The organism is Nocardioides ferulae (assembly GCF_003660455.1).
In the GTDB taxonomy this organism is placed as follows: Bacteria; Actinomycetota; Actinomycetes; order Propionibacteriales; family Nocardioidaceae; genus Nocardioides; species Nocardioides ferulae.
In genome coordinates, this window is sequence record NZ_QZVR01000021.1 from 21,136 (window position 1) to 34,281 (window position 13,146).

General features: G+C 72.5%; 12 protein-coding genes and 1 tRNA gene. 7 read left to right on the top strand and 6 right to left on the bottom strand.

The window, feature by feature from the left end; all coding sequences use genetic code 11:
- Positions 1-31: 31 nt before the first annotated feature.
- Entirely contained in the window at positions 32-721 is a 690-nt protein-coding gene (locus D6B71_RS18550; RefSeq protein ID WP_164519737.1) for a TetR/AcrR family transcriptional regulator, read from the bottom strand.
- Positions 722-809: 88 nt separating this feature from the next.
- On the opposite strand from D6B71_RS18550, the gene D6B71_RS18555 reads away from it, so the two are divergent.
- Together D6B71_RS18555 and D6B71_RS18560 are read left to right on the top strand one after the other, a co-directional pair.
- Entirely contained in the window at positions 810-2,363 is a 1,554-nt protein-coding gene (locus D6B71_RS18555; protein ID WP_121257859.1) for a flavin monoamine oxidase family protein, read from the top strand.
- Positions 2,360-3,406 (top strand): SMP-30/gluconolactonase/LRE family protein, encoded by a 1,047-nt coding sequence (locus D6B71_RS18560; protein ID WP_121257861.1) that lies wholly within the window; start codon positions 2,360-2,362, stop codon positions 3,404-3,406. Before D6B71_RS18555 ends, D6B71_RS18560 begins: the two co-directional genes overlap by 4 nt.
- A 21-nt stretch (positions 3,407-3,427) precedes the next feature.
- On the opposite strand, the gene D6B71_RS18565 is transcribed toward D6B71_RS18560, so the two are convergent.
- Positions 3,428-4,000, bottom strand: a complete 573-nt coding sequence (locus D6B71_RS18565) for a dihydrofolate reductase family protein (protein ID WP_121257863.1) — start codon at positions 3,998-4,000, stop codon at positions 3,428-3,430.
- Between the two features lie 79 nt (positions 4,001-4,079).
- On the opposite strand from D6B71_RS18565, the gene D6B71_RS18570 reads away from it, so the two are divergent.
- From D6B71_RS18570 to D6B71_RS18580, 3 genes are all read left to right on the top strand, one after another.
- Positions 4,080-4,646, top strand: coding sequence for a TetR/AcrR family transcriptional regulator (locus tag D6B71_RS18570; protein WP_121257865.1), 567 nt, complete (start codon positions 4,080-4,082; stop codon positions 4,644-4,646).
- 68 nt (positions 4,647-4,714) lie between these two features.
- Complete coding sequence (locus D6B71_RS18575; protein ID WP_121257867.1) at positions 4,715-5,374, top strand: uracil-DNA glycosylase; 660 nt, start codon at positions 4,715-4,717, stop codon at positions 5,372-5,374.
- A 29-nt stretch (positions 5,375-5,403) separates the two neighbouring features.
- Entirely contained in the window at positions 5,404-6,222 is an 819-nt protein-coding gene (locus D6B71_RS18580; protein WP_240641550.1) for a dioxygenase family protein, read from the top strand.
- Between the two features lie 802 nt (positions 6,223-7,024).
- Here the strand turns inward: D6B71_RS18580 and D6B71_RS18585 are convergent.
- Positions 7,025-8,653, bottom strand: coding sequence for a succinic semialdehyde dehydrogenase (locus D6B71_RS18585; protein WP_121257869.1), 1,629 nt, complete (start codon positions 8,651-8,653; stop codon positions 7,025-7,027).
- Positions 8,650-10,266, bottom strand: coding sequence for a GMC family oxidoreductase (locus D6B71_RS18590; RefSeq protein WP_121257871.1), 1,617 nt, complete (start codon positions 10,264-10,266; stop codon positions 8,650-8,652). The genes D6B71_RS18585 and D6B71_RS18590 overlap by 4 nt, the downstream gene beginning before the upstream one ends.
- A gap of 322 nt (positions 10,267-10,588) precedes the next feature.
- Here D6B71_RS18590 and pdxY point away from each other — a divergent pair, with 322 nt between their 5' ends.
- Together pdxY and D6B71_RS18600 are read left to right on the top strand one after the other, a co-directional pair.
- The gene (pdxY, locus tag D6B71_RS18595) at positions 10,589-11,440 is read left to right on the top strand and encodes a pyridoxal kinase PdxY (RefSeq protein ID WP_121257873.1); all 852 of its coding nucleotides are present in this window, start codon (positions 10,589-10,591) and stop codon (positions 11,438-11,440) included.
- A 92-nt stretch (positions 11,441-11,532) separates the two neighbouring features.
- Positions 11,533-12,156 (top strand): DUF305 domain-containing protein, encoded by a 624-nt coding sequence (locus D6B71_RS18600; protein WP_126688319.1) that lies wholly within the window; start codon positions 11,533-11,535, stop codon positions 12,154-12,156.
- A gap of 42 nt (positions 12,157-12,198) precedes the next feature.
- Here D6B71_RS18600 and D6B71_RS18605 read toward each other — a convergent pair.
- A tRNA-Thr gene (locus tag D6B71_RS18605) sits at positions 12,199-12,274 on the bottom strand.
- A gap of 111 nt (positions 12,275-12,385) precedes the next feature.
- Positions 12,386-13,120 (bottom strand): SDR family NAD(P)-dependent oxidoreductase, encoded by a 735-nt coding sequence (locus D6B71_RS18610; protein ID WP_121257877.1) that lies wholly within the window; start codon positions 13,118-13,120, stop codon positions 12,386-12,388.
- Positions 13,121-13,146 lie beyond the last annotated feature (26 nt).

The following is a 13,146-nucleotide window of genomic DNA, read 5'->3' on the forward strand; positions in this document are numbered from 1 at the left end:
GGTCTCCTCGTGGGTGGGGCGGGCGGCGGGTTCAGCGGGCGTGAGGGCTGGCGGCGTACCGCTCGAGGTAGGCGGTCACCAGGGTGATCCCCTCCTCGACGAGCTCGGGGTCGCCGTGGTCGTCGTGCTCGAAGGCGAGCTGGAAGACGCGGTCGCCGACCTCGACGGCGAGCTGGGCCTTGCGGTCGGTGAGCTCGGGCCCGGCGAGGCCCGTCTGGCGGGCGTAGCCGGTGAGGGTGGCGGCGATCTGCTCGTTGTGCCGGCGTCCGTAGGCGTGCACGGCCGGGTTGGTGCGGCCGCGCAGGTAGATCTGCACGAAGGCGGGGCGGCGGTGATAGACGGCGACGAACGCGCTCATGATCGTGCGCACGAGCGTCGCGACCGTGACCGCCTCCCCGGCCGCCGTCAGGTCGGCCTCGAGGGCGGCGACGTCGGCGAGGACCTGGGCGTCCATCTCGGCCATGTCGCGCTCGATCAGGGCGAGGAAGACCTCGTCCTTGTCGGCGAAGTACTGGTAGAGCGAGGCCACCGGCACCCCGGAGGCGAGCGCGATGTCGCGGGTGGTGACCTGCTCCACTCCGCGGGCACAGACCAGCTCGGCCGCGGCGTCGAGGATCCGCTCGACCCGGCGCCGGCTGCGCTCCTGGGTCGGCACCCGCCGGCGCGCGGCGAGGCCGGCGTCCGCCGGGGGCGGGGCGAGACGAGGGGATTCCGTCGGCATGCCCGCCATAGTAGGGTGCCGGAACCGAACCTGACACATGTTCGTGTTTTGTTTCCGAACTGTTTCCGCCCAGCGCCCTGGAGCTCCCATGGACCCCTCGCCGCCCCGCTCCCTCCCCCTCGCCACGACACCGGTCACGCCGGTGCACCCGATCGCCGGCCGGCTCTCCCGCCGCACCCTGCTCGGCGGCGCCGCTCTCGGCACGGCACTCGGCGTCGGCGGGTTCGAGGAGCTCACCGGGCCGGCCTTCGCCGGCCGGCAAAGCGCGCTGCCGAGGAGCGTCGACGTCGTCGTGGTCGGCGCCGGCATCTCCGGCCTGGTCGCCGCCCGCGACGTGGCTCGCGGCGGCCGCAGCGTGCTGCTGGTCGAGGCCCGCGACCGGGTGGGCGGCCGGGTGCTCAACCACCGGCTGCGCTCGGGCGGTGTCATCGAGGCCGGCGGCGCGTTCGTGGGGCCCACCCAGGACCACATCCTGGCGCTGGCCCGCGAGCTGAAGGTGCCGACCTTCGCCGAGTACAACACCGGCAACAGCGTCTACATCTCCTCGCTGACCGGCCGCCAGGAGTACTCCGGCACGGTGCCGCCGGACCCCACGATCCTGCTCGACGCCGCGCTCCTGATCGAGCGCATCGACGGCTACGCCGCCGAGATCGACGTCTCCGCCCCGTGGGCGCACCCGAGCGCTGCCGAGTGGGACGCGATGACGCTCGGCGAGTTCATCCGGCGCAACAGCGTCAACGCCCCCGGCGTGGTGAACCTGATCAAGTCGTGGACCCAGCCGGGCTTCGGCGCCGACCCCGACGAGATCTCCCTGCTGTTCACGCTGTGGTACGTCGCGTGCTCGGGCAACGAGACCACCGTCGGCACCTTCGCCCGCAACTCCGACACCGCGAACGGCGCACAGGAGCAGCGGTTCGTGGGCGGCTCCCAGCTGATCCCGCACCGACTGGCCCGCAGGCTCGGCGACATCGTGGCGCTGGCCGCGCCGGTGCGCCGCATCGAGCAGCGCGACGGCCGGGCCGTGGTGCACACCGGCCGCGGCCGGGTGCGCGCGAAGCGGGTGATCGTGGCCGCTCCCCCGCCGCTGGTGCTCGACATCGACTGGTTCCCCCGGCTGCCGACCCGGCGGCTGCAGCTGCTGCGGCGCTCCGACATGGGCCAGCTGATGAAGTGCGACGCGGTCTATCCGACGCCGTTCTGGCGCGAGGCCGGCCTCAACGGCTTCGGCATCAACGACGCCGGCGCGGCCCGGGTCGTGTTCGACAACTCCCCGAAGAAGGGCGAGCCGGGGGTGCTGCTGGCCTTCGTCGGCGGCTCGACCTGGCGGGAGTACGGCGTGCTGCCCCGGGCCGAGCGCAAGCGTGCGGTGCTCGAGGGTTTCGCGGCGCTCTTCGGCGAGCAGGCGCTGCACCCGATCGAGTACACCGAGCAGGACTGGACCAAGGAGCGCTGGACCCGCGGCGGACCGACCGCGATGCACGCCCCGGGCACGCTGGCGAGCCTGGGCTCGGCGATCCGGCAGCCGTTCGGCCGGGTGCACTGGGCCGGCACCGAGACCGCGACCTACTGGTCGGGCTACATGGACGGCGCGGTCCGGGCCGGGCAGCGCGCCGCCGTCGAGGTGCTGGAGCGGCTGCGATGAGGCGGCTGCTGGCCGTCCTGGTCGCGGGCCTCCCCCTGCTGGCACCCCTGCTCGCGGTGCCGACCGCTGCCTCGGCCGCAGCCGAGGAGCCGGAGCGGTGGGCGACCGAGGTCTTCGCCCGGGTGCCGTCGCCGGGCTACCCGGCGTACGTGCACAAGCACACCAACGGCCGCGTCTATGCCGGCACCTACGTCAACAGCCAGGCGACCGGCGTGCCGTCGCGGGTGTTCGAGTGGACCGGCGACGGCACGCTGCTGCGCTCGTGGCCGATGCCGGGGCAGGTGCGCGACGGCGAGCACGGCGTGCAGGTGGCGCACCAGACGCGCAGCGGCCGGCTGGTGCTGCTGGAGACCTCCAAGCCTCGGGTGCTGACGCTGGACGTGCGCACCGGACGCTTCCGCACGCTGGCCCGCTTCCCCGACGGCGCGGTGCCCAACTACGCCACCTGGGGCCCGGGCGGCGCCCTCTACGTCACCGACTACGCCGCCGGGGTGATCTGGCGGGTCGGGCGCGACCGCGAACCGGAGCGGTGGTTCACCTCGCCGGCGCTGGAGGGGGTGCTCGGTCTCGGCACCACCGGCATCGGCTTCCGCCGCGGCAGCCGCGACCTGTTGATCACCCAGCAGACCACGACCGCGACACCGACCCGGGGGCATCTCTCGTCGCTGCCCGTGAACGCCGACGGCTCCCCGGGGGAGCTGCGCACGCTGTGGACCTCCGCGCCCGGCGACCTGCCCGACGGCTTCGGCATCGGTCGCTCGGGCCGGATCTACGTGGCGATGGCCGGGCTGTCGGCCCAGCTGGTCGAGCTGTCGGCCGACGGCGAGGAGCTGGGGCGGTTCCCCGAGACACCGCTCACCGGCGACAACGGCTCGCCGATCCCGTTCGACACCGCCTGCAGCGCCACCTTCCACGGCACCCGGGTGCTGGTCGCGAACCAGTCGGCCGTGCTCGGCGACGCCTCCCACCAGGCGATCCTGGCCGTCGAGGTCGGCGAGCGCGGCCGCGCGGCGTACCTTCCCCGGCCGGCGTGGGTGCGGTAGCACCGGCGCCGGGGTCGCCGTTCAGGCCCGCCGGTACTCGTTGACCACCACCCCTGAGCCGTACGCCGTGCTGCCGGTCAGCGCGAACGAGCGCGCTGCGTACGCCGTGTCGAACAGCGCCGGCCCGTCGCCGAGCACGAACGGGTTCACCTTGAGCACCAGCCGGTCCACCTCGTCGGCGAGCACCCCGGCGAGCTGACCGCCGCCGCACAGCCAGATGCCGACGCCGTCGGTCTGCTTGAGCCGGCGCACCTCGGCGACCGGGTCGGAGCCGACCACCCGGATCCCGTCGGGCACGTCCGCTGGACCGCGACGCCGGGAGAACACCACCTGCTCGTGCTGGGGGTAGGGGTCGCGGACGCCTTGGGAGAACCCCGCTGCGTAGGTGTTCCAGCCCATCAGCACACAGTCGATGCGGGCATGATCGGCCTCCAGGCCCATCGCCTCGAGTGCGACGGCCGGCAGCGTGTCGCGCCAGTCGCGGAAGAGCCACTCCATGTGGTCGCCCTCCACGGGGAACGCGGAGAAGTCTCCGTCGGGACCGGCGATCCGACCGTCCAGGGAGACCGCCACCAGGTAGGTCAGCTCGCGCATGAGTCCTCCTTCATTCACAACATCCGTAGTGGTCTAACTGAACGTACAACATCCGTAGTGGTTCCGCTAGGGTGGTCGCATGGCCCGCAACGAGGAGCGTCGACGAGCGCTCGCCGACGCCGGCCTGACGGTGCTCGCCCGCGAGGGCTCGCGCGGACTGACCCACCGCGCCGTCGACAGCACCGCCGGCGTCCCGCCGGGCACCTGCTCGAACTACTTCCGCTCCCGCGCCGCGCTCCTCGAAGGCCTCACCCGACGCATCTACGAGCGACTCGCGCCCGACCCCGCCGACCTGGAGCGGCTCGCGGGTCGCGCCCCCGACCGCGACCTCTTCGCCGACTACGTCCGCGACATCGTCCGGCGCCTCACCACCGAGCGCGAGGTCACGCTCGCCCTCTTCGAGCTGCGCCTCGAGGCGGCCCGCCGACCGGAGGTGGCCGCGATCCTCGCCGAGCAGCAGCGGGCGGGGTTCCGGGCCGATGTGGAGTTCAACGAGTCGGCCGGCCTGCCGGGCGGGGCGGCGGAGATCGCGCTGTTCCACTACGCCCTCGACGGGCTGGTGCTCGATCGACTGACCGCTCCCATCGACCCCGACACCACCACCGACAGGGTCGTCGACCAGCTGGTCGCCCGGCTGCTCCCCTGACCGCCCCGCCGACATCACTAGGCTCAGCCTCCGTGAGCGCACTCGCGAGACTCGTCGACCAGGGCCTGATGGCCCCCGACTGGGCGGCGGCCCTGGCCCCGGTCGACGGCCGGATCGAGGCGATGGGCCGGTTCCTGCGCGACGAGCTGGCCGCGGGGCGCCGCTACCTGCCACACGGGGAGCGGATCTTCCGCGCCTTCGAGCGGCCGCTCGCCGACGTGCGGGTGCTCGTGGTCGGCCAGGACCCCTACCCCACACCGGGCCACCCGATCGGGCTCAGCTTCGCCGTCGACGCGCACGTGCGGCCGGTGCCGCGGAGCCTGGCCAACATCTACACCGAGCTGCGTGCGGATCTCGGCGTCGAGCCGCCGGCCCACGGCGACCTCACCGCCTGGGCCGACCGTGGCGTGATGCTGCTCAACCGGGTGCTCACCGTCCGGCCCGGCGAGGCAGCCTCCCACCGCGGCCGGGGGTGGGAGGAGGTCACCGAGTGCGCGATCCTGGCACTGGTACGCCGAGGGGGTCCGCTGGCGGCGATCCTCTGGGGCCGCGACGCCCAGGGCCTCAAGCCGCTGCTGGCGCCGCAGGTGCCGTGGGTGGAGTCGCCGCACCCCTCTCCGTTGTCGGCGAGCCGGGGGTTCTTCGGCTCGCGCCCGTTCAGTCGGGTCGACCGGCTGCTCGAGGAGCAGGGTGCCGCAGGACTGGACTGGTCGCTCCCTCCGGAATAAAGTTGAATCATCAACTAGTTGGAGTGAGCATGACCCCGCCCCTCGTGCACCCCGTCCCGGCCGCGTCCAGCCCGGAGCCCGGTCGGATGCCCGCGCTCTATCTCGGCCACGGCGCGCCCCCGCTGCTCGACGACCCCATCTGGTCGGGCCAGCTGGCCGGCCTCGCGGCCGAGCTGCCGCGCCCCACCGCGATCCTGATCGTCAGCGCCCACTGGGAGTCGGCCCCGGTCAGCCTCACCGCGAGCGGCGCCCCGCTGGTCTACGACTTCGGCGGCTTCGACCAGAGGTACTACCGGATGACCTACCAGACTCCGGACGCCACCGAGCTCGCCCGCAAGGTCGCCGCGCTGATGCCGAGCACCGAGCCGGTTCACCAGCACACCAGCCGGGGCCTCGACCACGGCGCCTGGGTGCCGCTGAAGATCATGTACCCCCAGGCCGACGTCCCGGTCCTCCAGATGTCTCTGCCGACCCATGACCCCGAGCGACTGATGCGGCTCGGCGAGCGGCTGCGCCCGCTGCGCGCCGAGGGCGTGCTGATCATCGGCTCGGGCTTCCTCACCCACGGTCTGCCGTTCCTGCGCGAGTTCCGCATCGAGGCGGCCGCCCCCGGCTGGTCCAGCGACTTCGACGCCTGGGCCGGCGAGGCCCTGGCCCGTGGCGACGTCGACGAGCTGGCCCGCTACCGCGACACCGCGCCGGGCATGCCCTACGCCCACCCCACCGTCGAGCACTACACGCCGCTGTTCGTCACCCTCGGCGCCGCCACCGACCCCGGGACCCCGGGGCGACAGGTCATCGACGGCTTCTGGATGGGGCTCTCCAAGCGCAGCCTCCAGGTCGCCTGACGTCACAGCACGCCCCCGGCACCTGATCCAGACCCTGGCCACGGAGCGGTGACCACCCCACCACGAGCGACAGGTCAACACCCCCTCACCCACCACGAGTGACAGGTCAGCGGGTGGACATCGACCACGAGTGGCAGGTCAGCGAAGGGTCACCAACCCCGCAGACAGGCAGCCCGAGACATCGCGGCGCAGCCGCGAAACCCCCTCACACCCGGGGTCGGTGAGCCCGGCGCCGGGCGCGGGGAGGGGCGGCGGAGCCGGAGGGGCCCCGAGGCCGTGGATGGGCCTGGCCCCCGCCCCGTGAGGAACGAGCGGAGCGGGCGGTTTGGCCGAGCGGGCCCCTCCGGCGCAGCCGACCCACCCCACCCACAACCACCGCAGGGCTCACTAACACCCCGAAGCCCCGCGCAGCGGACAGCCACACCGACCACGAGTGACAGGTCAGCGGGGCAGCATCGACCACGAGTGACGGTTCAGCGGGTGAACATCGACCACGACTGGCAGGTCAGCGAAGCGCCACCAACCCCGAAGACAGGCCACCCCCGAGACATCGCGGCGCAGCCGCGAAACCCCTCCACCCGGGTTCGGTGAGCCCGGCGCCGGGCGCGGGGTGGGGCGGCGGAGCCGGAGGGGCCCCGAGGCCGTGGATGGGCCTGGCCCCCGCTCCGTGAGGAACGAGCGGAGCGGGTGGTTTGGCCGAGCGGGCCCCTCCGGCGCAGCCGACCCGCCCCACCCACCACCACCCCAGGGCTCACCAGCACCACGACGCCCCGCGCAGCGGAAAGCCCCGCGTAGCGGCGACCTACCGCACGCGCAGCCGCCGCATCAGCTTCAGCGACGTCTGCATCTGCTTGACGTACTCGTCGTAGTCCTGGCCCGGACGGGCACCCATGACCTGCTTCTTGAGCACCGCGAGGTTCTGCACGTCGGTGTACTTCAGCAGCCCCTGGTCGCCGTGCCGGGCGCCGACGCCGGACTGCTTCACCCCGCCGGACGGGGTGCCCTTCGAGGCGTAGGCGGTGGCGAGCGAGTCGTTGACGTTCACGTTGCCGGAGTGGATCCGCTTGGCGACCTTGACCGCCTCGTCGAGGTCGGTGCCCCACACCGAGGCGTTGAGGCCGTAGTCGGTGTCGTTGGCCAGCGCGACCGCCTCGTCGACGGTGCGGTAGCGGTGCAGCGCCACCACCGGCCCGAAGGTCTCGCACGACCCGGCGAGCATGTCGGGGGTCACCCCCTCCAGCACGGTCGGCTCGAAGAACGCCGGCCCGATGTCGGGGCGCGGCCGGCCGCCGGTCAGCACGGTGGCGCCCTTGGCGACGGCGTCCTCGACGTGCGACTGCACCCGCCGCATGTGGTCGACGGCGACCAGCGAGCCCAGCTCGGGCCCGAAGTCGTACGACGCGCCGAGCCGCAGCGCCTCGGCCGCGCGGACGAACTTGGCCTTGAACTCGTCGTAGCGCGTCTCGGGCACGTAGATGCGCTCGATGTGCATGCAGATCTGGCCGGTATTGCCGAACACCCCGAACAGGGCGCCCTGCACCACCTCGTCGAGGTCGGCGTCGGGCAGCACCACGAGCGGGTTCTTGCCGCCGAGCTCGAGGCAGCAGCCGATCAGGTTGCGGCCGGCCCGCTCGCCGATCACCCGGCCCGTCGCCGTGGAGCCGGTGAACATGACGTAGTTGGCGTTGTCGATCAGGGTGGGGCCCACGTCGGGGCCCTCGCCGCAGACCACCTGGAACAACCCCTTGGGCAGTCCGGCCTGCTCGAGCAGCGAGATCCCGTAGAGCGGGGACAGCGCGGTCTTGTTGTCGGGCTTGACCACCACCGCGTTGCCGGCCATCAGCGCGGGGATCGCGTCGGAGAGGCCGGTGGCGAACGGGAAGTTCCAGGGCGCGATGATGCCGACCACGCCCTTGGGCTGGCGGATCTCGGTGGAGGTGGACAGCACCGGGATCGGGCCGCCCCGGGTGACCGGAGCGAGCAGCTTCGGCGCCCGGCGCAGGTAGTGGCTGATGATCATCGGCGGGTCGCAGGACTCCTCGACCGCCATCCGCCGGTTCTTGCCGGACTCGGCCTGGATCAGGTCGGCGATCACCGGCTGGTTGTCGACGATCAGCGAGTGGGCCTTGCGGAAGACCTTCAGCCGCTTGCGCAGCGGCCACTGGGCCCACTCGGCCTGGGCGGCCCGGGCGGTGGCGAAGGCCCGCTCGATGTCGGCGGGGCTGGACTGCGGCAGCTCGACGAGGGTCTCGCCGGTGTAGACCTCGGTCAGCGGCCAGGTGTGGCCGAGCCCGCCCGGCACCCGGGCGACCAGGCCGCGCAGGAAGTCGTCGGTGAGCGTCGCCGGCCGGACCGGGCGCGCGGCCGTCGGGGCCGGCGTACCGCTGCTGCCGGCTCGGGCGTTGGTGACGTCGGGGGCGGTGGTGGTCATCGCAGGATCAGCTCCGCTGCCTTCTCGCCGATCATGATCGCCGGCGCGTTGGTGTTGCCGCCGGTGATCGACGGCATGATCGAGGCGTCCGCGACGCGCAGGCCCTCGACGCCGCGGACCTTGAGCTCGGGGTCGACGACCGCGCGCTCGTCGACGCCCATCCGGCAGGTGCCGACGCCGTGGTAGACCGAGGTGGCCCGGTTGAGGATCGCCTGCCGCAGCTCCTTGCCCTGCAGGTGCACCCCGGGGTGGATCTCCTCCTTGACGTGGCCGCCCATCGCGGCGCTGTTCATGATCTCGCGGATCATCTCCGAGCCCTCCGCGAGCACCTCGAGGTCGGCGGGCTCGGCGAGGAAGTTGAAGTCGATCAGCGGGGCCTGGGTGGGGTCGGAGGAGGCCAGCCGCAGGGTGCCGCGGGACTTGGGGTAGATCAGCGTCGACATCAGCGTGATCGAGGGGCGCAGGTCGACGTCGTGCCGGATCGGCTCGTCCTGGTTGGGCGAGACGTAGGCCCAGGGCAGCAGGTGCAGCTGCAGGTCGGGCACGTCGGTGGCCTGCGAGGTGCGCACGAAGCCGACCGACTCGAAGACCGAGTTGGCCAGGAACGAGTCACCGCGCAACACCTCCTTGACCAGCCCCTTGGCGAAGAACGACGCGTTGCCCTTCATGGTCGAGGAGGTGGCGTGGAAGGTGAGCGCGTGGAAGAGGTGGTCGTGCAGGTTGTCGCCGACCGGCAGGTCGGCGACCACGGGCAGGCCCAGCTGACGCAGGTGGTCGCCGTGGCCGACGCCGGAGAGCATCAGCAGCTGCGGGGAGCCGACGAACCCGGCCGAGAGGACGACCTCCTGCGAGGCGCGCACCACGCGGACCCGGCCGTCCTTGTCCTGCACCTCGACGCCGACGGCGCGTCCGTTCTCGATCACGACGCGCCGGGCGAGCACCCGGGTCTGCACGTCGAGCGTGGGCACGTGCTGGTGGTGGATGTAGCCGCGGGAGGCGGAGTAGCGCAGCCCGTCGGCGGCGTTCTGCTGCATCCGGGCGATGCCCTCCTGCGACTCCGCGTTGTAGTCGTCGAGGATCTTCACGCCGAGGGTGTCGGCGGTGGCCTGGATGAAGTGGAGGGTGCCCTCCTGCGGGGTCTTGTTGCGGGTGATCTTGATCGGCCCGCCCGCGCCGCGGAAGTCGTTGGCGCCGTCCTCGAAGTCCTCCATCCGCTTGTACGCCGCGTTGACGCTGTCGGCGTCCCAGCCGACGTTGCCCTCGGCGGCCCAGGAGTCGTAGTTGGCGCGGTTGCCCCGCACGTAGACCATGCCGTTGATCGAGCTGGAGCCGCCGAGGACCTTGCCGCGGGGCACCGGCATCCGGCGGTTGAGGATGTGCTTCTGCGGCACCGAGTAGTAGCCCCAGTCGACCATCCGCTTGATCTTGGGCTCGGCGTGCATCGGGCCGATCATGCCGGGCTTCTTGGTGAGGAACCGGTTGTCGTGCTTGCCCGCCTCGAGCAGGATCACGCTCTTGCCGGCCAGCGCCAGCCGGCCGGCCAGGGCGGCGCCGGAGCTGCCGGACCCGACGACGACGTACTCGGCTTCGTTCAACGGCTGCTTCTTGGCCATGGGCCCGCTCCTGCTCGTGTGGTGCCGCCGCGGCGACAGGTGGGACAGGCGGTTTCACATACCCTCGGAATGTGTCCGCCGGCACACTGTAACGCGTTCTAGTTCTGCCGGGAAGGGGCACCACGGAGCGGAACTCGCCCGTTCCGGCGACGATGGCCGCGGCCTCTCGAGACGTCACCCGTTCCCCGACACGCCGCGGAACGGCGGGAATCTCTGACGCCTCGGCGCCAACCTGTGGCCCGCACCATGGCGGCGAGCGAAGCGGGCTCCGAGCCGTTCCCGGCGAAGCCGGGCCGCGGAGCGGGGCCGTAGTCTGCGGCCCGTGAAGATCCTGTCGATCCAGTCCTCGGTGGCCTACGGCCATGTCGGCAACTCGGCGGCGGTGTTCCCGCTGCAGCGGCTGGGCCACGAGGTGTGGCCGGTGCTGACGGTGCACTTCTCCAACCACACCGGGTACGGCGCGTGGCGCGGGCCGCTGCTCGACCCGACCGACGTGGCGGAGGTGATCGCGGGCATCGGTGACCGGGGCGTGCTCGGGGAGGCCGACGCGGTACTGTCGGGCTACCAGGGCGACCCGGCGGTGGGCGGGGTGATCCTGGACGCGGTGGCGCGGGTCAAGGAGCAGAACCCGGACGCGGTCTACTGCTGCGACCCGGTGATGGGCGACGTGGGGCGCGGCATGTTCGTGCGGCCGGGCATCCCGGAGTTCCTCCGCGACACGGTGGTGCCGCAGGCCGACATCATCACGCCGAACCAGTTCGAGCTCGACTTCTTGTCCGGCCGCACGACCTCGACGATGGCCGAGGTGCTGGAGGCGGTCGACGTGGTGCGCGAGCGTGGGCCGCGCGACGTCCTGGTGACCAGCGTGCTGCACGACGACATCCCCGCCGAGACCCTGGAGATGGTGGCGGTCTCCGACGAGGGCGCGTGGGCGGTGACCACGCCGTTGCTGCCGATCGCCCCGAACGGCTGCGGCGACGTGACGGCGGCGCTCTACCTGGCCCACCTGCGCAGCACGGGCTCGCCGGCGGCGGCACTGGAGCGCACCACCGGCACGGTGTTCGCGGTGCTGGAGCAGACGCTGGCGGCCGGCACCCGCGAGATCCGGCTGGTCGCCGCCCAGGACGCGATCGCCGACCCGCCGACGAGGTTCACCGCCCGTCGCCTGCGTTGACGCCGAGGGGTCACAGATTCCCGCCGTTTCGCGGCGTGTCGCGGAACGATCGACCCCTCGCCGACCTCGGGCCACTGGCTACGGTGGCCGACATGCTCCCTCGACTCTCCCAACGACTCGCGGCCACGGTGGTCGCCGCGGCCCTGGCTGCGTCGGTCTCCGCCTGCGGCGACGACGAGGCCGCACCGGCCGACGACGGCCGGGCGTGGAATGACGCCGACGTCGCGTTCGCGACCGACATGATCCCGCACCACGCCCAGGCCCTCACCCTGGTCGACCTCACCGTCGGGCGGCGACTCTCGCCCGAGCTGACCGGGCTCGCCGAGCAGATCCGCAGTGCCCAGGCGCCCGAGATCGAGCAGATGAGCGACTGGCTGCAGGAGTGGGGCGAGGAGATCCCCGCCACCGGACGCGACCACGTGCACGCGCACGGCTCCGAGGACGAGGGCGAGGCGGGCGACGAGATGGACCAGATGCACGGCGACATGCCGGGCATGGTCGGCAGCGAGGACCTCGACGAGCTCGAGTCACTGAAGGGCGAGGCGTTCGAGGAGCGCTGGCTGGAGCTGATGATCGGTCACCACGAGGGCGCGATCGAGATGGCCCAGGCGGCCCAGGAGGACGGCGAGTTCCCGGGCGTGGTGGAGCTGGCCGAGGCCATCGAGGAGGGCCAGCAGGCGGAGGTCGACCAGATGGAGCAGCTGCTCGCCGACTGACCGCCGCGCGCCACCCGCGCGGGCGGGGGCCGCGATGCGGCGTGGAGCCGGTGACAGGAATCGAACCCGCGACATCTTCTTTACAAGAGAAGCGCTCTACCAACTGAGCTACACCGGCGCGCGGCTCATCGTAGTGGGCTGCCGGCACAGCCGGGTCGTGTGCCCCACGACGCGCTCCTGCGCGTGCTCAGGCACACGACCCCGACCCGCCAGGCCGGAACGTGTCAGGTCAGAACATGCCGGCGTCGACGGCCATCACATCGCCGGTGATCGACCGGGTCTGCGGCGAGGAGAGGAACACGATGGCGGCCGCGACCTCGTCGGGTCCGAGGAAGCCGTGCGGCAGCAGCCCGTGCAGCCGGTCCTGCACCTTGGGGTCCAGATCGGTCGGATAGCGCGCGGCGACCTGGTCGATCATCGGGGTCATCACTCCCCCGGGGCAGATCGCGTTGACCCGGACGCCGTCGGGCGCCAGCTCGAGGGCCAGCGAGCGGGTGAGCTGCACCAGCCCGCCCTTCGCGGCGCCGTACGCCGCGGCGTACGGCTGCGGGATCCGGCCGGCCACCGAGGCGACGTTGACGATGCAGCCGCGGCTGGCGCGCAGGTGGGCGAGCGCCGCCTGGATCATCAGGAACGGGCCCTTGAGGTCGACCGCGAGCACGCGGTCCCACTCGGCCTCGGTGATCGTCTCGACCCGGCCGAACTGCACCACGCCGGCCACGTTGGCCAGCACGTCGATCCGCCCATGCTCGGCGGCCCGCGCGATCGCGGCCTCGACGGAGGCCCGGGAGGCGACGTCGCAGTGCACGAACTCCACGCCGTCGGGGACGCTGTCACCGAGGTCGAGGCCGAGGACGGTGTCGCCCTGGTCGGCGAACTGGCGGGCGGTGGCGTGGCCGATGCCGGAGGCGGCACCGGTGACGACGACGACGCGGGGCTCGGCCCCGGGCTGGCTGCTCTGCATGGGCGGACGGTAGCAGCAGACTAGAA